General features: G+C 43.9%; 18 protein-coding genes. 11 read left to right on the top strand and 7 right to left on the bottom strand.

The annotated features are described in order from the left end of the window. Positions 1-330: 330 nt before the first annotated feature. The 3 genes from PNC201_RS14320 to dinB all read right to left on the bottom strand — a co-directional run bounded on the left by PNC201_RS14320 (position 331) and on the right by dinB (position 4,799). Positions 331-1,863 carry a M17 family metallopeptidase gene (locus tag PNC201_RS14320; RefSeq protein ID WP_102057442.1) on the bottom strand — a complete coding sequence of 511 codons (1,533 nt, stop codon included), beginning with the start codon at positions 1,861-1,863 and terminating at the stop codon, positions 331-333. A gap of 69 nt (positions 1,864-1,932) precedes the next feature. Further along, positions 1,933-3,618, bottom strand: coding sequence for a carbon starvation CstA family protein (locus PNC201_RS14325; protein WP_102057443.1), 1,686 nt, complete (start codon positions 3,616-3,618; stop codon positions 1,933-1,935). Positions 3,619-3,743: 125 nt separating this feature from the next. Continuing rightward, entirely contained in the window at positions 3,744-4,799 is a 1,056-nt protein-coding gene (gene dinB, locus PNC201_RS14330) for a DNA polymerase IV (protein WP_442793308.1), read from the bottom strand. Between the two features lie 221 nt (positions 4,800-5,020). Between dinB and PNC201_RS14335 the strand changes: the two genes are divergently transcribed. The 7 genes from PNC201_RS14335 (at position 5,021) to PNC201_RS14365 (ending at position 10,488) form a co-directional block, all read left to right on the top strand. Further along, on the top strand, positions 5,021-6,073 hold the full coding sequence (locus tag PNC201_RS14335) for an aldo/keto reductase (RefSeq protein ID WP_010605983.1): 1,053 nt from the start codon (positions 5,021-5,023) through the stop codon (positions 6,071-6,073). Positions 6,074-6,159: 86 nt separating this feature from the next. Further along, positions 6,160-6,672 (top strand): NUDIX hydrolase, encoded by a 513-nt coding sequence (locus PNC201_RS14340; protein ID WP_010605982.1) that lies wholly within the window; start codon positions 6,160-6,162, stop codon positions 6,670-6,672. A gap of 72 nt (positions 6,673-6,744) precedes the next feature. Continuing rightward, positions 6,745-7,434 carry a hypothetical protein gene (locus PNC201_RS14345; RefSeq protein WP_102057445.1) on the top strand — a complete coding sequence of 230 codons (690 nt, stop codon included), beginning with the start codon at positions 6,745-6,747 and terminating at the stop codon, positions 7,432-7,434. Positions 7,435-7,474: 40 nt separating this feature from the next. Next, positions 7,475-7,981, top strand: a complete 507-nt coding sequence (locus tag PNC201_RS14350) for a LabA-like NYN domain-containing protein (RefSeq protein ID WP_102057446.1) — start codon at positions 7,475-7,477, stop codon at positions 7,979-7,981. A gap of 144 nt (positions 7,982-8,125) precedes the next feature. Beyond that, positions 8,126-8,716, top strand: a complete 591-nt coding sequence (locus PNC201_RS14355; RefSeq protein WP_010605979.1) for a DUF2726 domain-containing protein — start codon at positions 8,126-8,128, stop codon at positions 8,714-8,716. Positions 8,717-8,824: 108 nt separating this feature from the next. Beyond that, on the top strand, positions 8,825-9,532 hold the full coding sequence (mtnN, locus tag PNC201_RS14360; protein ID WP_102057447.1) for a 5'-methylthioadenosine/S-adenosylhomocysteine nucleosidase: 708 nt from the start codon (positions 8,825-8,827) through the stop codon (positions 9,530-9,532). Further along, complete coding sequence (locus PNC201_RS14365) at positions 9,532-10,488, top strand: cobalamin biosynthesis protein (protein WP_102057448.1); 957 nt, start codon at positions 9,532-9,534, stop codon at positions 10,486-10,488. Before mtnN ends, PNC201_RS14365 begins: the two co-directional genes overlap by 1 nt. Positions 10,489-10,550: 62 nt before the next feature. On the opposite strand, the gene tyrS is transcribed toward PNC201_RS14365, so the two are convergent. Next, a complete protein-coding gene (gene tyrS, locus PNC201_RS14370) occupies positions 10,551-11,750 on the bottom strand; it encodes a tyrosine--tRNA ligase (RefSeq protein WP_102057449.1) in 1,200 nt (399 codons plus the stop codon). 151 nt (positions 11,751-11,901) lie between these two features. On the opposite strand from tyrS, the gene PNC201_RS14375 reads away from it, so the two are divergent. Beyond that, positions 11,902-13,242 (top strand): peptidoglycan DD-metalloendopeptidase family protein, encoded by a 1,341-nt coding sequence (locus tag PNC201_RS14375; RefSeq protein WP_010605975.1) that lies wholly within the window; start codon positions 11,902-11,904, stop codon positions 13,240-13,242. 61 nt (positions 13,243-13,303) lie between these two features. Here PNC201_RS14375 and PNC201_RS14380 read toward each other — a convergent pair whose 3' ends face one another. Next, a complete protein-coding gene (locus tag PNC201_RS14380) occupies positions 13,304-14,617 on the bottom strand; it encodes a M20 metallopeptidase family protein (protein WP_102057450.1) in 1,314 nt (437 codons plus the stop codon). Positions 14,618-14,745: 128 nt separating this feature from the next. Here PNC201_RS14380 and PNC201_RS14385 point away from each other — a divergent pair, with 128 nt between their 5' ends. Then, positions 14,746-15,957 (top strand): HD-GYP domain-containing protein, encoded by a 1,212-nt coding sequence (locus PNC201_RS14385; protein ID WP_010605973.1) that lies wholly within the window; start codon positions 14,746-14,748, stop codon positions 15,955-15,957. Here PNC201_RS14385 and PNC201_RS14390 read toward each other — a convergent pair. Together PNC201_RS14390 and PNC201_RS14395 are read right to left on the bottom strand one after the other, a co-directional pair. Beyond that, positions 15,954-16,937: a general secretion pathway protein GspB gene (locus PNC201_RS14390; protein WP_102057451.1), complete on the bottom strand. Its 984-nt coding sequence runs from the start codon at positions 16,935-16,937 to the stop codon at positions 15,954-15,956. The genes PNC201_RS14385 and PNC201_RS14390 overlap by 4 nt on opposite strands. An 8-nt stretch (positions 16,938-16,945) precedes the next feature. After that, positions 16,946-17,860 carry an ExeA family protein gene (locus tag PNC201_RS14395; RefSeq protein ID WP_102057452.1) on the bottom strand — a complete coding sequence of 305 codons (915 nt, stop codon included), beginning with the start codon at positions 17,858-17,860 and terminating at the stop codon, positions 16,946-16,948. A gap of 90 nt (positions 17,861-17,950) precedes the next feature. Here PNC201_RS14395 and PNC201_RS14400 point away from each other — a divergent pair, with 90 nt between their 5' ends. Together PNC201_RS14400 and PNC201_RS14405 are read left to right on the top strand one after the other, a co-directional pair. Then, on the top strand, positions 17,951-19,051 hold the full coding sequence (locus PNC201_RS14400) for a tRNA nucleotidyltransferase (RefSeq protein WP_102057453.1): 1,101 nt from the start codon (positions 17,951-17,953) through the stop codon (positions 19,049-19,051). A 463-nt stretch (positions 19,052-19,514) separates the two neighbouring features. Continuing rightward, positions 19,515-22,478 (top strand): TonB-dependent receptor domain-containing protein, encoded by a 2,964-nt coding sequence (locus PNC201_RS14405; RefSeq protein WP_102057454.1) that lies wholly within the window; start codon positions 19,515-19,517, stop codon positions 22,476-22,478. The last annotated feature ends 39 nt before the right edge of the window (positions 22,479-22,517 follow it).

Genomic DNA, 22,517 nt, shown 5'->3' on the forward strand with positions numbered 1-22,517 from the left:
ATCCTGTAGGCAAGGCGAATTTACGCACCAATAGCTGGCTATTGGAAGTGAATTCAACGCAGTTAGCGCTAAAACTAGCTGCTAGAAAGGCATTAATTATCCGCAGCTCAGGTTATTTAGTTTACCCAGCCAAGAAGGGAAGCTGCAATGCTTCCCTTTTATCAATCTTATACCAGTTGTATTAAGTAAATGATCTATCTTGAAGCGGGAAAATAGCTTTAGTAGCAAGGCAAAAATTTTGCTATTTAGTTGTTCTAAATGAGAAATTTTTAACGAAGCTAATACGCTATTTCACCCTTCAAATTGATTAGAGAATTAATTCAATTGGTATTAAATACAATACCGAGCAAACAAGCTTGCAACGGTTGCAGCGGTTGGTTTGCCATGCTGCCAGTCGCCACCTTCAACGCCGCTACCTGCAATATCCATATGTACATACGGAATTGGCAATTCTGCATTACAACCATGCTTGTCTAAGCCACCAACAATTGCCAAAAATGCCATTGGAAATTGGTGACCACGAGCGGTAACCGCCGATGGAGCGTTGTTGCTCGATAGCACATCATCCGCAAGGGTGCGTGGTTTTACAAAGTCATAGTCTTCACGTCGGCTACGCGATACTTCAGCGCAATCTGCCCATAAGTCGCCCATGTCTGCAATCTTGCGAGACACTTGTGCCGCTCGTGCAGGACCATTCTCAACATAGGCACTATAAGGACCCATAGCGCGCGCCGCATGACCTGTCAGTGTTGCAACCGTAAAGATCTCAGGGTTTTTCTCACCAAGAGCTAAGTCTTTTGCTTCGCTCAGTAAGTCGCCCATCGCCAAGCGGCCTTCCGCGTCGGTATTACCAATACGAACGCGAACGCCTTCTCTGCTTTCAATGATTTCATCTGGCACGAAACAGTCAGAACCAATCGAGTTACGAACCACGGCAAGGTAAGCAATAACCTTAACGCCTTTTGGCTGATACTTAGCAACCGCTTCCATAAAACCAACCACTGACGCCGCACCGCCTTTGTCACGGCTCATGCCCGCCATAAAACCGCCCACTTTAAGGTCTGCACCACCGGTATCGTACACAAGGCCTTTACCAACAAAGATAAGGGTACGTTCAACGTCACCTTCTGGCTCGTATGCCATTTTTACCACCCGAGGATGATGACGCTCAACGGCGTAAGAGGCGCGTGCCACTGTACTTAATAGTGGATACTGCTCATCCATAATTTGACGGTCTGCAATTACTTCAACGTTTACCGCTGAGCCTTGGAATAATTCAACACAGTAGTCAGCAAAACGTGGCGGCGCCATGCGCTCAGGTTCAGTGCCACATAAATCTCGCGCAGCATACTGACCTGCAGCAATTGCGCTAAGCTGATCGCAGCTTTGTGCGGATGCTTCAAACAGATAAATCGCTTCGATTGGCTCAATCGTTTCGCCACGGTATTCACGGGCTTCTAATGGCTGCCATAAGCCTTGGCATGCACCTAAAAAGCTGACTGCACGCGCATTTTCGTAACGAGCATCGGCTGGCACATTTACAACAGCAAGCACAGGTTTTACCGCACCAGCCGCTTTCGCTTCTAAAATACCAGCCTTTGCCGCTTCAAAATAACGACGAACGTCATCGTAATCTCTGTCGAGAGGTCCGGTTGGCGCAATCACCAAGCGCTTGCCAGGTACTTTGTCTGAAACAAGCAGGCTTGCCTTTTGCGCAATGCGCGCATCTACAGCTAAAAATGGTGCAGCAACTTCGTCAAGCTCCGCACTGCCAAGGTTTTGAATATCATGAGTAACAACAACGATAGCATCTGCATCGCTTTCAAATAGGGTGTTACAAGGTAATGCGATTGGAAAAGACATAAAAACGGCCCTTTTCTATATTAGAATTAGGGCCGACTATAGGTGATTTGTGGTCAAGTTCCAAGGGAACTACGACATATCACGGGCTTCATCTGGTTTCGCTTTGGTTTTGCTGATCACAGACCAAGCTTCTAACATCACCAAAATACTGACCACCAGCACGATGACGTCAAGCACAACCAACAGCCAATTGCCTTTTTGGTAGTATTCACCTAGCTTGATCACTCCAGCAAAAAACGCCATCACCAGCACAAATACCATAGGGATCAAGGTGTACTTAGCGGGACGCCCTAGTTTGATAAGATACACTGAGATAACCAACAAGGTTAAGCTTGCCAAGATTTGGTTGGTTGAACCAAACAGCGGCCAAATCACCATACCACCACTACCCGATGCGCCACCAGCGCCAAAGGCGAGTAGCAAACAGCATGCTACGGCCAATAAAGTCGCGATGATACCGTTGTTCAGGAACTTGATGTTATAGATCTCGCCCCACTCTTGAATAATATAACGCTGAAGTCTAACGCCAGAATCCATGGTAGTACCAGCAAAAAGTACAACCATAACGGCAAGTAGGGTTGATGCGATCTCGACTGGTAGTCCCCAACCTGTACTAATAAGATTTGAACCACCGTTAATAAAGGCTGATACACTGCCAGCACCAAGGTGGCTATAAATTTCGTGCCACTCTTCAGGTGATACTGCGAGCATCACACCACTCACGGCGACCAAAGTGATAAGTGCTAGTGAGCCTTCACCAACTGCACCTAAGTAGCCGACAAAACGACCGTCTTTTTCTTTGTCTAGTTGTTTTGAACTCGTTCCCGACGAAACAATACCGTGGAAACCTGATACCGCACCACAAGCAATAGTCACAAACAGCAAGGGGATAATACTCGGGGTGTTTTCTACCGTTTGGGTATTAAACGCAGGCGCAGTGATATCTGGCATGACAACAAATACCGCACCATAAAGCAGGATCAACCCCACTAACAGCTGCATGCCGTTAATAAAGTCACGAGGTTGTAATAGCATCCAAACCGGTAACAATGACGCTACGGCAGCATAGATAAACAGAATGATGATCCAATTGGCTTTGTCGCTTAAACCAAACATTTCGGTTGGTAAGGTAATCGGCATACTACTGCCCATATAAATGGTCGCGTAGAGCACAATAACCCCGATAATACAGAGCGGTACTAGCGGCACTTTTCGTTTCAGCAATTGGCCGATGATAAGTGCCACGATGATAGCAGACCAAGCGGGGAATACCGCATTTGGGTTACCCACGAAGGAGTTTGCGATCACCACGCCGAACACGGCATTTACCATGAGCAGTACAAGGAAGACCACTATCATAAACAATGAACGCGTGCGCTTGCCAATTACGCTTTCAGACAACGCGCCCATCGACTTGCCTTTATGGCGAGCACTTGCCCACAGCGCGCCCATATCGTGGACACCCGCAAAGAATATGGTACCGAATACCACCCAAAGCACTGCAGGCACCCAGCCCCAATACACGGCGATAGCAGGTCCCACAATGGGCGCAGCGCCTGCGACTGAAGTAAAGTGATGCCCCCACAATACCACTTTGTTAGTGGGAACATAGTCCACGCCATCCTCAAGCTCATGAGCCGGCGTGACAAAGTTGTCATCCATTTTAAATATTTTTTCAGCAATAAATTTGGAATAGACAAACCATCCAAATAACATCCCTATGATGCCGAAGAGTACGATCATTATGGATTGCATAATGCTTACCTCTTGTTGTTGTTTTAATTACACGCAGTTCGCGTGATTAGTTTGTTGCACGACAACTTCGAAGCTAGCACAAAATAAACTAATTGCAGTTATCTTTTAGTCTAGGTAGGTCTGAATTAGCCATCAAAAAGTCCCAGTTGAGCTTGTGTGTTAGATTTTTCATTTAGCCCTAAGTGCAAGCCCACGAGGCGCACGGGTTTAAACTTTTGCCGTGCCATCGCTTCAATCAATAGCTCTTCGAAAACGGGCAAATCAATATGCTGGTATTGGCATTCTTTGGTGGTTTGGGTGAAATCGTAAAACTTCACTTTAACACCAAGCTTATTAAAGCCACGCTGTAAATAAGGCTGTGCTCGGCGAGTCAATTCAGGTAACAACTTTTCTTTTATGACTTGTTTTAAGGTATCAAGGTCGAGCGTGTCTTCTGCAAATGTGGTTTCAACGCCTATCGATTTACGCACTCTATCGGTCTCAACTCGGCGCTCATCAATACCTTGACAACGCCGCCATAATACAGCGCCAAACTTGCCAAATGACTGGCGTAACTGAGTTTCAGACAGTGCCTTAATATCTCGGCCATACTCAAGTCCCATGGCTAGCAAACGCTGTTGAGTCACTCTACCTACACCTGGAATTTTTTTAAGAGGTAACACATCAATAAAAGCGCTCACTTGGTGAGGCGGGATCACACACTGACCATTAGGCTTGTTTTCATCGCTGGCAATTTTGGCTAAAAACTTGATTGGCGCAATTCCCGCCGAAGCCGTAAGGCCCGTTTCTGCAAATATATCCGCTCGGATCTGCTCGGCGATAAGCGTTGCACTGCCATTACATTGCTGACACTCAGTGACGTCTAGATAGGCTTCATCCAAAGACAGTGGCTCAATTAGCTCAGTATAGCGGGCAAAAATAGTTCTAATTTGTTGCGATATTGCCTTATAGACCTCCATTCTCCCCGGTACAATCACCAGCTGAGGGCAGAGTTTTTTCGCTTGATAATTCGACATGGCCGAGCGCACGCCATATTGCCGAGCAATATAGTTAGCCGTGGATAGCACCCCACGATGACTCCGCCCACCAATCGCCATCGGCACCTTTGCAAGCTCGGGGTTATCGCGCATTTCTACCGATGCATAGAACGCGTCCATATCAATATGAATAAATTTACGCACGCCAAAATACTGTCTAAATAAACAGTGTTTATTATGTGCTAATTTTCCAATTGTTGCAATCTTGAACATAGGCCATAGTGTTCTGGGCTATACTTGTGTGGATGTCTGTTGCAACTTGCACTGCAAAACAGAGATAATGCTAACAATATCAATACAGTTCAAAGTACTAAATCCGTTACTTTGGCTATATTTAATCATTCAGCAATCAATCAGGAGCCTGCATGAAGTACTCACGACTTGGTAGTAGCCCACTTGAAGTTTCACGTATTTGTTTAGGAAGCATGACTTGGGGCGTACAAAACAACCAGCATGATGCCGACGAGCAAATCAATTATGCACTAAGCCGTGGTATTAACTTCATTGATACCGCTGAAATGTATGCGGTCCCTCCCTCACCTGAAACCTATGGTAAAACCGAAGCCATCATTGGCAATTGGCTAAAGCGGCACCAAGAAAAGCGCGAAAAGCTCGTGCTTGCAACCAAGATTGCAGGCAGCGGATTACCTTGGATCCGTGAAGGCGGTGCTATTACGGGACAATCTGTGATCCAAGCGGTGGACGATTCTTTAGCGCGCCTGAATACCGACTATATCGACCTCTACCAACTACATTGGCCAAACCGTACTTCACCGCATTTTGGTAAACAATGGCCTGGCATGGTGCCTTTGAGTGCGCTTGACCGCGAGGAAGAACGCGCTGGTATGCTAGATATTTTAGAAGGCTTAGCGAGCTGTATTCAAGCGGGTAAAATTCGCCATTGGGGCCTTTCTGATGATACGCCTTGGGGCATTCACACTTACCTTAATTTGGCAATGCAACACAACCTACCTAAGCCGGTTTCAATTCAAAATGAGTTTAGCTTGCTACATGCCAAAGATTGGCCTTACTTGATTGAGAGTTGCGTAAACGAAGATGTTGCCTATTTACCTTGGTCGCCGCTGGCTGGTGGGATGTTGAGCGGTAAATATTTAGGGGGTGCAAGACCTGAAGGCAGCCGCTTTACCTTAGTGCAAAGACAAGGCTTATTTAGAGATACGCAACTAGCACAAGAAGCCGTTGCAAAATATTTAGAAATCGCCAAAGAATTTAATATGACTGCAGCGCAACTGGCGCTAGCTTGGTGCAACCAAGTCGATGGCGTGACTTCAACTATTATCGGCGCGACAACCATGGCACAGCTTAAAGAAAATATTCAAGCGTTTGAACAACCGCTATGTGCAGAGTCTTTAGCCGAGATTGATACTGTATTTAAAGCGTACCCTGCTCCGTTTTAATATCTTCATTCGCGATACGCCGCTTTTACGCAGGCGTATCGTTTTGTAAACCCATTCTTGTTACCTAAATTGAAGTTAAAACCCCCATGCAAAGCTTAAACAACACCCCAGTCATTCCGCTTCAAGGCAGCTGCTTTACTAGAGAGACCACTCGCGCCATAGTCCTTAGAGGCAACGACATTCTTATGCTTTACACCAAACGTTATGACGATTACACCTTACCAGGTGGTGGCGTTAACGAGGGGGAAAGCTTAGAAGCAGCATTAGAGCGCGAGCTAAAAGAAGAAACTGGTGCAGTATCCATTACAGGTCTCACTCCTTTTGGTCGCTATGAAGAGTACCGTCCTTGGTATAAACCAGATCATGATAATGTACATATTATTTCTTATTGCTACGTTTGTGAGATCTGTGGCAAATTTGATCTGCCAACAATGGAGAATTACGAACTTGCTAATGGTATGAAACCTTTGTGGATTAACATAAATCAAGCCATAGCCCACAATGAAGCTAAACTTGCTGATGCAAATAACAAAGGGATGTCCATTTTGCGTGAATTAACTTTACTGAAACACATATCGGCGCAACTAATCACAGAATAATTCGTCTATTGAGGGAACATTTACACGTTGATTAAGCTCTAACTCTGCATAACTCAAGGATTAATAAGAATAATGCGGCCGCTCCAAAACAACCTAATTAGTTTCACCATTATCGGCTCTATTGTGCTGCATCTACTGCTCGGCTGGTATTTGCAGCAAAGTATTTATATCCCCTCAAAGCCTTTAGAAATTAAGGCAATGAAAACCTATTTGGTTATTGAGCCTACTAAGCCCAAGGTGGAGCATATTGAGACACCAGCGATAACTGAAGATAAGCCAGTAAAGGAGTTAAAACCGACACTGAAGGACGATACGGTTGAAGTACTAAAAACTGCGCAAACGGAACCAAAAAAGCCTACGGTTGAAAGTACAACCAAGCACATAGCCAAAGCAGCAGTCGTCACGCAACCTAAAAAGTTAGACCATCGCAAAGCAATCTCTCAATTTCGTCAGCAACTTTTAGAGCGCACTCCCAGTGACGTTGTACTCAGCCAAAACCAAAAAAAGCCGCAGCAGATCACCGTGCCTAAAGCGCATCAAACCAGTGCTGCGAGCAAGCCAAGAGAGCTACTCGCGTCCACACCACATTATAACGTCTACCGTGAAAATGGCCTGTGCTATACTGAGGTTAGACTCGATCCGAGTATTCCTACACCAGAGGGATTAAGTAATAACTGGCGTACTCCGCCTCGCCCTTGCGATGGCGGTGCCATTAAAAAAGCCTATGATGCCGCGATGAGTAAATGGCTAAACAAACGCTAATCTTGCTATCATAAAGCAAATTTATTGCTAAGAGTCCATTATGGAAAAAGTCACCATTTTAGTTGACGCTCAAAATGTTTATTACACCACCAAACAAGCCTACCAAACAGGCTTTGACTATAACGCGTTTTGGCGTAAAGCAACGGCTAATCGCGAGGTATATCAAGCCATTGCCTATTCCAGCGAACGGGGTGACGACAAACAAAAGCAGTTCCAAAATATCCTGCGAGCGATTGGCTTTGAGGTGAAGTTAAAGCCTTATATTCAACGTGCCGATGGCTCCGCAAAATGTGATTGGGATGTTGGCATTACCATTGATGCCATGGAGTGCGCGTCAGAATCCGATGTAATTATTCTAGTAACTGGCGATGGTGATTTTGATTTACTCGCGAATAAACTCAGAGATAAATACCATACCCGAGTCGAAGTTTACGGCGTGCCGCAGCTTACCGCCGCCTCACTGATCCGTGCCGCTAGTGAGTTTATTCCTATTGATAGTAAACTATTAATTAGTCGACGCAGGTCTGAAATACATCACGGCGATTAACACTGTCAGATACGTTCCTATACGACAAATAGTCCACCTCCATAGCCAACCACACAAATTCTTATGACTTGCCGTAAAGTAGTTTTATGGCACAGCTATTGCTTATAAAACCACAGATGTCATTTTTTTGATTTGGAGTTTTGTATGGAATTTGCGTTACTTGCTATTTTGGCTCTAGTGGTCGTTGCTTCCATTGTCGCTTCTAAGTACACCGATGTGGGTGGCAATCCTTATCCATTTAATCGTAAAGAATCTGTTTTTACCACCGTTGAAGCATCGTTTCTACATTTATTAGAACGTGCCGTTGGCGATAGATATAAAATCGTTAGCCGCATTAAGCTCATTGATGTGATTGAGTGCAAGCCGGGTATCTCTCCAAAAGCACGTCGTGCTGCGGTAACTAAAGCTAAGAATAAGCAGTTGGATTATGTCTTGGTAGACAAAGAGACACTGAAAATTGTTGCCGCTGTTGACTTGGTCAATAACGCCAATAAAAACGGCCATAAAGCACAAAAAGATTGGTTTGTAAGTGGCGCTCTGGAATCTGCGGGTATTCCACACATTCGTATGAAAATCAAAAGTGGCTACCAAAGCGCTGAGGTCCGTGCGGCAATCCTATTCAAGCTTGGCCAAAAAGTGGAGATGCCAAAGAAAACCAGAAACCGCACCTACAAACCTGCGGTACTGTCTCCTTCACAGGCAAAAGCACAGTCAACTCAGTTGGCAGAAATCTAGCAAAACGGGCGTCAGCCCGTTTTTTGTTTTACCTATCAAAACCCCTTTCGTATAATAAAAGCAATTTTGACACTGGGGCTTTCCCCACCACAAATTAGGAATCTTTTGATGAAAGTAGGCATTATCGGCGCAATGGAGCAAGAAGTTACCATTTTGCGTAACACCATGGAAAACCCGCAAACATTGACCAAAGGTGGCTTTACTTTTTATACCGGCAAACTGGCTGGTCTTGACGTAACGCTTGTACAGTCTGGCATTGGTAAAGTGGCAGCGACGGTTGCGACAACTTTGCTTATCGACAACTTTGCGCCAGATTGCGTGATCAACACGGGTTCTGCAGGTGGCTTTGAACCATCACTAAACGTCGGCGATGTGGTGATTTCAAATGAAGTACGTCATCACGACGTAGATGTTACTGCGTTTGGCTATGAAATTGGTCAAGTTCCGCAAATGCCTGCTGCGTTTACTTCGCACACAAAATTAGTTGAAGCTGCAGAGCAAAGCGTACATGCGCTTGAGGGCATTCAAACTATGATTGGTTTGATTTGTACGGGAGACTCGTTTATGTGTGACCCAGTGCGCATCGATAAGGCGCGTGCAGACTTCCCGACGATGTTAGCAGTAGAAATGGAAGGTGCGGCAATTGCGCAGGCTTGTCATTCTTTAAACACGCCATTTGTTGTGATCCGCTCGCTATCTGATATCGCCGGCAAAGAATCACCGCAATCATTCGAAGAGTATCTAGAAGTCGCTTCTGTTAACTCTTCTAAAATGGTGATGGCACTACTTAATAAGCTGGATAAGGTTACGCTTTAGTGCTCGACAGCTTGCTTCAGGCCCATGAGGGCCTGATCATTTTCTTACTGGCGATTTTTGTCAGCCTAGGGGTAAGGTTATCAACACTTTATCACCCTAATCTTATTCTTAGCCTTATATTTAAAGCGATTGCCGAAAAAGTTTATCGCCCCAAAGCGGCTTCTAGTTATCAACTGTTATCAGGCACACTGGGATTCCTCCTCCCTATATTAACCATCACCGTATTAACTTATGCGATTATTAGCTTTGCTTTTTATCCTAATTGGCTCGGTGGGCTGGTGTTGTTTTTATGCTTAGATATTAGCCATGAAAGCCGTGCTAAGCGTATTTCCGCGCTGATAAAGTCAAAGCAAAAAGTAACCGCAAGAGCCGTGTTGCAAGGAATGGTAGCAAGAGATGTAGAGAAGCTAACAGAGCTTGGTATTTGTAAAGCCACCATAGATAGCACCGCATTAAATACCCTGCGCCATTTTTTTGTCATTGCTTTACTGTATCTAATGGCAGGCCCCTATCTCGCGCTATTTTATAAACTGTTACTGCTATGCGACCATGCTTGGCGGCAAGTAATGCCCCCCTCAGCCCGTTTTATGACAAGCCTTTCCCGCGTGATTTGGCTCGTTGAGTTTGTACCCATTCGATTATTAATTACCTGCTTTTCGTTGCTACTTAGACCAAAGCAAACTTGGCACTACATTAAATACTACGGCCGTCACTTTAGCCAAACGAATACCGGATGGGCACTGAGCTTTTTTGCCGCAAATTTACATACACAGCTCGCAGGGCCGCGCTTTTATTTTGGTGAACGTTATGATGTGATGCGGGTAGGTGCAAAAGCGCAACCCTCAGCTGAGCATATTCAGCATTTACTCGGGCTACTTAATCAAATGCGCTGGCTATTTATTGCTACTTCCGCCTTACTGCTTGTGATTATAAATTTTGCTAGCTTAATGTTGTAACAACCACAAAAAAGGCCAGTAAAACACTGACCTCTTCGGCTATAACAAGTAGATTAGCTTGTTTAGTTTACCGTAACTTTCGCAAACTTACGCTTACCTACTTGGTAGATTTCACAAGAACCTTTCGCAACTTCTAATTTTGTGTCTGTTACTTTATCTTCGCCATTTAGCTTAACCGCGCCTTGCTTGATCATGCGCATCGCCTCTGAAGTACTTGCCACTAAACCGGCTTCTTTTAGCAAGTTAGTGATAAACGTGCTTTCACCCTCAATAGTTACGGTGACTTCAGGGATCTCATCAGGTAAGGCATTTTTTTGGAAACGCTTGATAAAGTCTTGATGCGCCGCTTCAGCGTCAGCTTCACTGTGGAATCGAGCAATCATTTCTTTTGCAAATTCAATCTTAATGTCACGAGGGTTGCGGCCGCCTGCAACTTCTTCTTTAAGTGCAGCGATATCATCCAGTGTTTTTGCGCTTAACAATTCGTAGTAACGCCACATTAAATCGTCAGAAATCGACATCACTTTACCGAACATGTCGTTTGGCGCATCAGTAATACCGATGTAGTTACCTAGTGACTTAGACATTTTCTGTACGCCGTCGGTGCCTTCAAGTAGCGGCATCATCAGTACTGTTTGCGGCTTTTGCCCTTCGTCTTTTTGTAGCTCACGACCCATTAATAGGTTAAAGCGCTGATCGGTACCACCGAGCTCAACATCCGCCTCTAATGCAACCGAGTCCCAACCTTGAACCAGTGGATATAAGAATTCGTGGATTGCGATTGCTTGACCATTTGCATAACGCTTTTTAAAGTCGTCGCGCTCAAGCATACGTGCCACGGTTTGACGTGCAGCAAGCTTGATCATACCGGCTGTACCTAGCTTTTCCATCCACTCAGAATTGAATGCGACTGTGGTTTTGGCAGGATCAAGGATTTTGAAAACCTGTTCTTTGTATGTTTCTGCATTTGCCAGTACATCTTCACGAGTGAGTGGCTTACGAGTTACATTTTTGCCCGTTGGGTCGCCAATCATACCGGTGAAATCACCAATCAAGAAAATCACCTCATGGCCTAAGTCTTGAAAGGTTTTCATTTTATTGATTAGCACTGTGTGTCCTAAATGCAAATCAGGCGCTGTTGGATCGAAACCCGCTTTAATACGTAGTTTTTTACCTGACTTCAGCTTTTCTTTTAATTCATCTTGCAACAGAATTTCTTCTGCACCACGGCTAATCTCTGCAAATGCAGTTTCTAAATCCACTATTCTCACTCCAACAGCTATAACTTGTAATCGCTCGATTCTAGCCTATATTTATCCGAGTTTAAATGCACAAAACGCTGGTATTACGGGTTTATTACGTATATCCTGCAATATTATCTACAATAATTCTTGACAGCAGAAAAGGCGCATTATGGTTCATGTGGTTCATAAGCTCCCCAAAAAGCACAAAGTGCTCATCATCGGCTTCCTATCTGCGATGGTCGGAATTGCCCTGATCCCCTCTGAAAAAGCAACGGCTTCAAAAGACAATGACGGAAAAGCTTTAGAAGTTGGGAAACGTTACGAGTTGCCAGTAAAAATATCAGAAAAAACAGAGCAACTTACTGAATTAGATGCAGCGCCAGTCATCACGCCTGAGTCTGCCCCTAAACAACCTGTATTTGAATTTAAAGACCACGAAGTGAAGTCTGGCGACAGCCTAGCCGTGATTTTTAAACGCGCAGGTTATTCTGCCAAAACGTTACACAATCTGGTCAATACCAACGCAGAAACCCGCAAGCTGACTAAAATCCACCCGGGAGAAGTGCTTAGCTTTGCTAGCAATGATGGTGGTGAATTAGCTCAATTAAAATACATCTTGTCAAAAACGGATACCTTATTGGTCACCCTAAACGACGAGGGTAATTACGAAACCAAAATCGAAAGCAAGGAAATCGAAAGTCGCGAAAAATCGGCAGGTGGCAAGATCAATTCCAGCTTCTGGAGCGCTGGTATTTCAGCGGGTCTTAGCGAACGCCAAATAATGAACTTCGCCGATATTTTTGGGTGGGATGTCGACTTTGCAAACGATATTCGTAAGGGCGACTCTTTCGCTTTAGTGTTTGAAAAGCACTATGTAGACGGTGAAGAAATCGGTAATGGTAAAATTATTGCTGCCGAATTTATCAACCAGGGCGAGCGTTACAGCGCGGTTCGTCATACTGATGACGAATTCTATACCCCTGAAGGCCGTAGCATGAAAAAAGCCTTCTTAAGAGCACCGGTTAACTTCAAATATATCAGCTCCAGCTTCAATCCGCGTCGCCTTCACCCTGTGACTGGCCGAGTATCGTCTCACAATGGTATAGACTATGCGGCACGCGTAGGCACGCCGGTGGTTTCCTCTGGTAACGGTAAGGTACTTAAGTCTGGTTACAATAAACTCAATGGTAACTATGTGTTTATTCAGCACGGCAGCAAGTATGTGACTAAGTACTTACACTTGAATAAACGTGCTGTGAAAACAGGTCAAAAAGTGAAGCAAGGGCAGAAAATTGGTACCGTCGGTGCAACTGGCCGCGTGACAGGTCCTCACCTTCATTATGAGTTTTTGGTGAACGGCGTACACCGAAATCCTAAAACGGTAAAACTGCCAAAGTCTGAACCATTACCTCAGTCTGAGCTCGCTAAGTTCAAACCCATTGCAGATGCGATGCTGGTAAAACTAGAGCGCAATAGAGAGTTAATGCTTGCAGCAGCAAATAAAGACTAAAAACTAAAAAGGTAGCCGAGGCTGCCTTTTTACTATGCGAGATAAAAAAGCTAGATAAAGCTTATTTTTGATTAAACAAAGCAAGTGCACTATTGCTCATCGCTCTAACTCCAGTTGCGATGGCAATAGGATAATCTGGCGCAAATTGACTAGAATGCAATGAAGGTAAAGGCTCACCGCTTTTTTGTGCCGCATCGAATACCGCTTGATTAACACCACCTAGCCAAAAAATGGTAATTGGTACATTGTCATCCGTACGGCCATATAAGCCGAAATCTTCACCAGCCATCACCGGCTGAGATTGTTCAACATTTTCTGCACCAATTTCCTGCTTAATGGCGCTAGTTACAAACTCAGCCAACTCCGGATTATTATACGTAGATGGAATGCTTTCACTTTCATGAACGATAACCTCAGGCACAAGACTGTCTTCCAATCCTGCACTGTGTGCTATACCTGCAGTCAGACGTTTGATCGCCGCAATTTGTTGCTCACGTACATCCGGATTATAAGAACGTAGCGTCAATTGTAGTTTCACTTCGTTTGAAATAATGTTGTGCTTAGAGCCACCGTGAATAGAGCCTACTGTGATCACCGATGGCTCTAACGGAGAGATCTCTCGTGACGTAATGGTCTGTAGCCCCAAAACAATCCGCGAGGCCAGTACCACAGGGTCGATGGTAGTATGTGGATAGGCTCCATGCCCCCCTTTACCCTTGACAATGATGTCAACTGAATCAACATTAGCCAGTGCATAACCCGGTGCGATCGCCACTTTACCGGCAGGAACCGCAGCACTTACATGCAAACCAAGCACATGATCGGGTTTAGCAAACTGAGTATACAACCCTTCCTTTAACATGGCTTTTGCGCCGCCCCCCACTTCTTCAGCGGGTTGAGCAACTAACATCAATGTACCTTGCCACTTTTCCTTGTTAGCCATTAGCTGTTTTGCCGTGCCGATTAAACTGGTCATATGGATGTCGTGACCACAACCGTGCATCACACCAACCAAATTCCCCGCATCATCTTTCACTTTAACTTTTGACGCGTACGACTTCCCTGTTTCTTCAATAATTGGCAAACCATCGGTATCGGCTCGGATCATCACCGTTGGACCATCACCATTTTTCAGCATGCCAACAACACCAAAGCCACCCACATTTTCAGTCACGTCATAACCAAGTCTGCGCATTTCATCCGCCAAACGCCCTGCTGTTTTTTCTTCTTTATAAGAGAGCTCAGGGTTTTGATGTAAATGTAAGTACAAAGACTCAAGTTCAGGCATAGACTCTGCAACTTGTTGTTTCAAATTGGCATTCGCATGCCAAGACAAAGTGACAATGAGGCCTAATACCAAGGGAGATAAGCGCATAAGATAGACTCCTTTTTGTTTCTTTCAGGATGCGGGTTTATTGGGGGAAAATCAATCATATTTATATTTTAATCCTTTCTATTTTACCAAGTTTTGCTACGCTTAAAGACACAACTTAAGGAACCTTCATGCCAGAGATTAACATTAATATCAGTGATTTAGAGCCAGGTATGTTTGTTGTCGGTGTGACAAAGCAGACAGGCTCAGTTGCGATTAAAACCAAAGGCTGGGTGAGAACGAAAACAAGCATTACAAAGCTACAAAAGAGTGGTGTTTTAGAGGTAACGGTCGATCCCAGTAAGCGCCTTTCAGAACATGACCCTCACGACGAACCACCTCATGATGAAAATATAGAAGAGCCGCATAAACCAGAGCATGATCCATGGCAGAGCAAGTGTAGTGTTGATGCAGAGATGCAACATGCAGTGACACTTTACGACGAAGCAAAAGCAATTCAAAGCAAAGCGTTTGCGGATATTAAAGCGGGTAAAGCGATAGAAATAGAGGCTTTTAAAGCAACAGCAAGCGGCTTTATTGACTCCGTATTTCGCAATCAAGATGCACTATCCTGTATCGCGCGGATCAGAGAAAAAGACGCCTATCTATTGGAGCACTCTATTAATGTTTCTATCTTAATGGCTATTTTCTGTAAGCACCTAGGCTATTCGAGAGAGTTAACCGAGGAGATGACCACAGGCGCGCTACTCCACGACATTGGTAAGATAGAAATTCCCGACGATATTTTACATAAGCCTGGAAAATTGAGCCTCGATGAGTATCACATCATGAAGTCTCACGCTAAATACAGCTTTGATATTTTGCTCAATGCAGGTCTTGGACGAGTTGCTTGTGAAATAGCAGGCTATCACCACGAGCGCCTAGATGGCACAGGGTATCCTTATGGCAAAACTGCGGACGAACTTCCTCAGCATGTGAGAATGGCAGCTATCGTTGATGTTTATGACGCATTGACCGCTGAGCGCGTCTATAAAGAGGGCATGACACCAATTAAAGCGTTTAAGTTAATGCGTGAAGGCTGCCCTCACCATTTTGACGAACAACTACTAAGCCGGTTTATTGCTTGCATTGGCGTATACCCTGTGGGCACTTTAGTAAAACTCACTAGTGGTAAGGTCGGTGTTATTGCCCAAAGCAATCCCAAAACGCCGCTAAAACCCGTTGTTAAAGTGTTTTATCACGCTAAGCACATGCATTACATTGAAGTTCAAGATATCGATTTAAGCGCGAAAAAAGCAAACGATGAGCTAGAGTCAGCGATCAAGCCCGAAGAATTCAAGCTTGATCTTATTCGGTTTTTTAAACATTCAATGCTGCCTTAATATGAAGGCAGCCAGTCCTCCATTGCCTCAAGGCTGAATTCAATACCGTCGAAATCAAAACGTGTTTGCTCTGGTGTAATTTCTACAACGGTCAAAGCCCCTAGACTATCACCCTCATATAAAGGTCTATTGTTTATTTTTATCCACCGCTCATGGGAGTCGGTAGCATAAATATGTGCTTGATAGCGCAAGCTTGGAATACTATTTTGCAATTGGGCAGGCAGCAGCGCGATGGGCGTAGCTGAAGCAGACTCCTTAGTAGTAGCAAGCACCTCAGGCTCTTCATGCGGTGCTGTTTCTTTTACCGCCTCTGCAAAGGCTTTTTTAAGTTCTTCTGATACCCCGGCAAGTTCATCATCTTGTGGTTTTGGCTTAGCGCCAAATACACGATAGCCCGCGTACTCCCCAGCCGTTTGGACTTCTCCTGGAGATAAGTCTTGAGTAACCTGATTAGGTTGAATGACATCCGATGTAGGGATTGACACGACAGGTACAGCTTTAACAGAATCTACCGGTACCAATTGTTGTTGATATAGAGGCTTGCCTTGGTTATCAACGCCAATTTGCACAGACACCCACTGGAAGTGCTGCTCAGGCTCAGCAGTTTGTGCCTCTAGATTAGAATTAACAGTGTTGTTTGTCGCTGAAGTTGTCGCTGGTGTACTCACTTCTTGACTAGCAACACTAGCCTTTTTCACCTGCTGATTATTCTCCACCGCAAGATCTGTAGAAAGCTCAGCTTGCTCTTCTTTTTTCGCCTCCACTTTAGTCGTTACTGCTGGTTGCACTTCTGCTGGGGTCGTTATCTTACCGATATAATACCCCGCCCCAAGTGAAGACAAAGACAAGAGACCCGCACCGGCATAGGTAACGAGCTTTTTATAGAAAATGAGTTGGGCGTCTTGGCGTTGACTCAAATAATCCTGTTCGGCATCTGCACCTTGCTGCGACTGTTTCATAGCTCTTGTTAAATACGACATGTTTCCCTCTACACCAATTTTGCCAAACCAAAGCCCGCAACAAATAACATACCAAGCCAAACCGAAAAAAATAATGGCACGCGACTCTTTTCTTGGCTTGCAACTGGCACTAAATTAGTGGGTAGCGCCTCCTTTGCTGCTTGAACAGCGATTGCTTTCGTTACCTGAGTTTGCGATGCCGAGTATGCCCCTAATAAACACCTGTCGGCCAACAAATTTATTAATCTTGGGATCCCTGCTGTCACTTGATGTACATAGGCTACCGCATCATGGTGGAACAAAGCTTGCTGACAACCGGCTTTTTGCAGACGATACTGTATATAAGCAAACACTTGCGATTCGCTAAGTGGCAGTAAGTGATAACGCGCCGTGATCCTTTGTGCTAATTGCCGCAGCTCGTTGCGCTGCAACAAATGCTGTAGCTCTGGTTGACCCACTAATACTATTTGTAGCAATTTTTTATGATCTGTTTCAAGGTTAGTCAGCAGCCTAAGCTGTTCAAGTACCTCCGGTGCTAAATGCTGAGCTTCATCAATGATCAACATTGTATGACCACCACTATGATGGTTCTCTAACAATCTATGCTTAATCACATCGGTAAGCGATTTTAACGTGGCGTTGTTGCTGTCATAGTCAATTTCCAGCTCATCACAAATCGTCGCAAGCAGTTCAAGCTCCGATAGCGATGGGTTAAGTATAAAAGCAACCTTCGTTGATTCAGGCAACTGAGCCAGCATACTCCGTGTAACTGTGGTTTTCCCCGTACCAACCTCACCAGTCAGTAGTACAAAGCCACCCGCGTCACCCAACCCATAGGTTAAATGTGCAAGTGCTTCCTTGTGACGTTCGCTAAGGAATAAGAATTCAGGATTTGGTGCAATCGAGAAGGGTTTTTCAGTTAACCCAAAATAGCGTAAATACACGACTTGTCTCTTTATTGTTATGATGCGCTCTATAATGGCAAAATCCGGTTCAAGATAAAACCTTGAATCGCATAAAATGGAATATAGCAAATGAAAATCTATCTCGTCGGCGGTGCAGTTAGAGATGAACTGCTAGGGCGCCCAATAAAAGAAAGAGATTATGTGGTCGTTGGCAGCACACCAGAGCAAATGAGTGAGCTGGGCTATCAGCAAGTTGGCAGCGACTTCCCTGTATTCTTACACCCCATCACAAAAGACGAACACGCTCTTGCGCGCACCGAGCGTAAAAGTGGTCAAGGATACACTGGATTTATTTGTGATTTTGGCCCAGAAATAAGCTTGGAAGAAGATTTACTTCGCCGAGATCTTACCGTTAATGCAATTGCTAAAGATGATGATGGTTCGCTTATTGACCCCTATGGCGGTCAAAAAGATTTAGAAAACCGAATATTACGCCATGTCAGCAGCGCTTTTAGTGAAGATCCACTTAGAGTGCTGCGAGTAGCGCGTTTTGCAGCTCGCTATAAAGAATACAACTTCACCATTGCAACTGAAACTTGGCACCTTATGCAAACCATGGTCGCTAACGATGAATTAAAAACCTTAACCAAAGAGCGTATTTGGCTAGAAATAGAAAAAACAATACAAGATAACGGATTAGGACACTTTCTAAATACGATCTCAGCGTTAGGTGCACGTGAATTTGTTTCTCCATACATCCCAGAGTGGGATCAAGCAGCATATGGAAAATTTCAAAGTGCACTCTCTAGACTTGAAAAGAATGATGAGTTGGATGGATTAGCACAATTCAGCCTTGCCTGTTACTTTTCGGGTACTTGCTTGATTCAGTTAGAGCAAGCAAAACGATTTAAAGTGCCTAATATTTACTTAGAAAGCAGCAAAGAGCTTATCGCAAATCTCGATTTATTGAGCAAAGAAAGTAAAACCCCTGATGAATGGCTTATTATCTTACAAAATATAGACGCATGGCGCAGACCTGAGAAACTAGAGCGCTTTTGTTATATTTGTAGCAAGGTAAGTGATAATTTACGTGCTCTTTGTGACAAACTTACACAGAACTTTTTAGCAACTCGCAACATCGATGTACAAGAGATCATTGCAGACGGCTACCAAGGAAAGGCTATTCAAGAGCAGCTCAAACTCAGACGCTTAAAAGCTATGCAAAATTAGCTATTTTCCATAAAGAGATAGGTTGATTTTCGGCCTATCTAAAAAAGTTCCCTGTCGAATTCCCCTCAAAACATCAAGTGCTCACTTTTAGCACAGCAAAACCCACATAAAAATTACAATTCCAGCTACAAAAAAGCTTAAATTTCAAACTGAAACTTATATCATTTCTATCAAATTTAAATTTATTGTTCTCAAAACAATAACAGCATTTGTAAACACTTACTAACCGTAAATAAAAGATGACACAAAGAGCCACCATAACCAACTGATTATAATAAGGAAAACCAAATAAGGAACAACAAAATCACACATTACACCTTTTTTAAACATCATACACATTTAGACAAAACCCATATTTAACAATTGTTTATGGTAAAAACGCAGCACCTATATTGCGATATGTCGCCTTCCAAAGTATGGAAAGGGTCGGCCATCGTTATAAACAAAGTAAATAAGGGTCAAAATGTTGAAGAAGTTAAATCTAGTTACCGCTGGAATCCAAGTTGCTTTAGTCGCTGGTGCCGTAAGCAGTTCAGTAGCTGTTGCAAACGAACAAACAGAAGCTAAATCAGTAGAGCGCATTCAAGTTACCGGTTCACGAATCAAACGTGTGAACCTAACTTCACCTACACCAGTTACTGTAATTGGTGGTGTAGAGCTTGAAAACCAAGGCATCACCAACGTAAATGACCTTTTAGCTGAAATGCCTCAAGCTAGTGTTGGCCTATCTCCTGAAAATACCACCAGCTACATCTATGCGTCAGGTTTAAATACTACTGATCTGCGTGGTTTAGGCTCAGAACGTACACTGGTATTAGTTAATGGCCGTCGCTTTGTACCAGGCTCTGTTGGTGACACTGCGGTAGATTTAAACAACATCCCTACTTCTATTATTGAGCGTGTAGAAATCGCAACAGGCGGCGCAGCAGCAGTCTATGGTGCGGACGCTGTCGCCGGTGTTGTAAACATCATTACCAAGAAGTCATTTGATGGCGTAGAAGTTGATATCTCCACCGTGAAGCCTGAACAAAATGGCGGTGAAGATTACTCTTTCTCAATTACTGGCGGACAAGAGCTAGACAAGCTTTCATTCATTACCTCGTTGAATTATACGAAAAACGAAAGCTATGCAAAGCTTGACCGCGATTTCTACAGAAATTCAATGCGATCGATAGCCAACCCTTCTGACACAGGAAGCAAAGATGGCATTCCTGGGAATATCGTACTAAACGGTCAAACGGCCCTCGCTAGATATTCTGAAAAAGGTGATTTCTTTGCTATCGCTCCGGGTGCAGATAAAACTCGTGATGTATATTTAAATAACCACTTTGCATTTCAAGAAGATGGTTCATTACAACCATTTAACTATGGGTTAGGTTTGATCCCAGATCCAAATTCAGCTATTTCAGACTTAGCTGCTGGCCGCTACTTCCACGATGAATACAACAAAGGTGATGGTGTATTTACTCAAGGATCAAAAAGTTATTTTAGAACACCTCTAGAGCGAGTAATCGCTTCTGCGTATGGTACTTACGAACTGAATGATGAGCATGCTCTGACATTTGACGCAACTTGGTCAAAAACAGACTCGACAACTGAAAGCGGTCCAACATTCTTCGCCTATAAGATCTATCGTGATAATGCCTTTGTGAGCGATGAAATGGGCAATATCATGGATAGCGTAGAATACAAAGATAAAGATGGTAATTTAGTCAAAGGTATTGATAGCGTAACTTTATATCAAGCGAACTCAAACCTTTGGGGTGACCGTAACTACGAACAAGAGCGTGAAGTCTTCCGTTCATCTATTGGTGCCGAAGGGATTATCAATGATGATTGGAGTTACAGTGCCTATTTCCAATTTGGCCGCGTAGAGCAAGATACAACTTGGACAGGTGAAGTTCTTGAACAAAACTTACTAAACGCAGTTAACTCAGCCGTTATCGATGGTCAAACTGTATGTGTAGACCGTGATAGTAAAGGTAAGATCATTGGCCAAATCGCAGGCTGTGTACCATTTAATCCTATGGGTGCAACATCAGCAACTGCAGAGCAAATGGGTTATATTTCGACTGTAGCGACCCGTTTTGCAAGACATGATCAAGCTGTTTTTGCAGCCACCGTCGATGGTATTCTATTTGAGCTTCCTGCTGGTTATGTGAGTGCTGCATTTACCGCCGAGCACCGTCGCGAAGTTGCTGAAAAAACACCATCTGAAAATATGGAAAAAGGCTTAATCTTCGGTAATTCTAGCTTACCAATGCATGGTGAAATTGAAGTTGACGAGCTTTCAATGGAGCTATCTGTACCATTACTCGTGGACGAATTTCTTGCATTAGACTTAACATTTGAAGGTGCATATCGTTATATGGATTATTCAGTGACTGGTGGAGATGATGCTTGGAAGCTAGCACTTAATTGGGGTATAACTGAAGAGTTAAGACTACGCGTTAACCGTTCAAAATCAGTCAGAGCACCGAGCTTAGGTGATCTATTTGCACCGTCATCAACACAATACAGCTCTGGCCGTGCTGACATCTGTCGTGCTGACAGCATTAAAAAGCTAAGTGACGATTACAAGTACAAACAAAACATTATTAGAAACTGCCAAGCTGACGGCTTACCAGAAGGTTGGATGCCTTCTTCAGAATGGCTTGCGGGCGGCAGTCTTGAAGGTTCAATCGTTGGTAACACCGAACTTAAGAACGAAGTGTCTAATGACTTAACTGTAGGTCTTATCTATACACCTGAATTTATCGAAGGTCTAGATTTTACTGTTGATTATTGGTCATTCGAAATTGACGGCGCAATTCAATACTTTGGTCGTACAGACATAATCAAATACTGTTATGAAAGTGAATCAATTGACAACTTATTTTGTAAAAACTTAGTTCGCGGTGAAAATGGCGATATTGAACACTTCTATCAACGCCCAATTAACTCTGCACAAATAGTAAAGAAAGGTTACGATCTAGAGTCGGCATATCGATTTGATGCCATGAGTGGTGAGGTTGCTTTAAAATTAGCCGCGACTTACATTCAAAAAGACACTCAAAACTCAACAGGCCGTGCTGACGACTTACGTAGCTTTACTGGACTAACTGACGATTCACCACGCTGGAAAGGCCGTTTTACAGCGGTGTACTCGCAAGATGAATCAGTTTACGCGTTAACGGTTAATTACCGCCATAGTACGGTTGATGACAAAGATTGGACTATTGAAGCTAATAACTTCAACGAAGTTTCATCATATACAACTGTGGATTTCATGTATAAGTCATACGTGTTAGAGGATTTACAACTTCGTCTAGGTGTAAGTAACCTATTTGATAAAGAACCTCCTCGTACACCAGCAACATTCGACTCAGGCGAGTTCTATGATGTTAATGGTCGTAGATTCTCAGTAGGTATGAAGTATAACTTCTAATCTTCTTTAGAATTTGATTCAAAAAAAGCCTCCTTTTGG

Origin of the sequence: Pseudoalteromonas sp. NC201 (genome assembly GCF_002850255.1) — a bacterium.
Classification (GTDB): Bacteria; Pseudomonadota; Gammaproteobacteria; order Enterobacterales; family Alteromonadaceae; genus Pseudoalteromonas.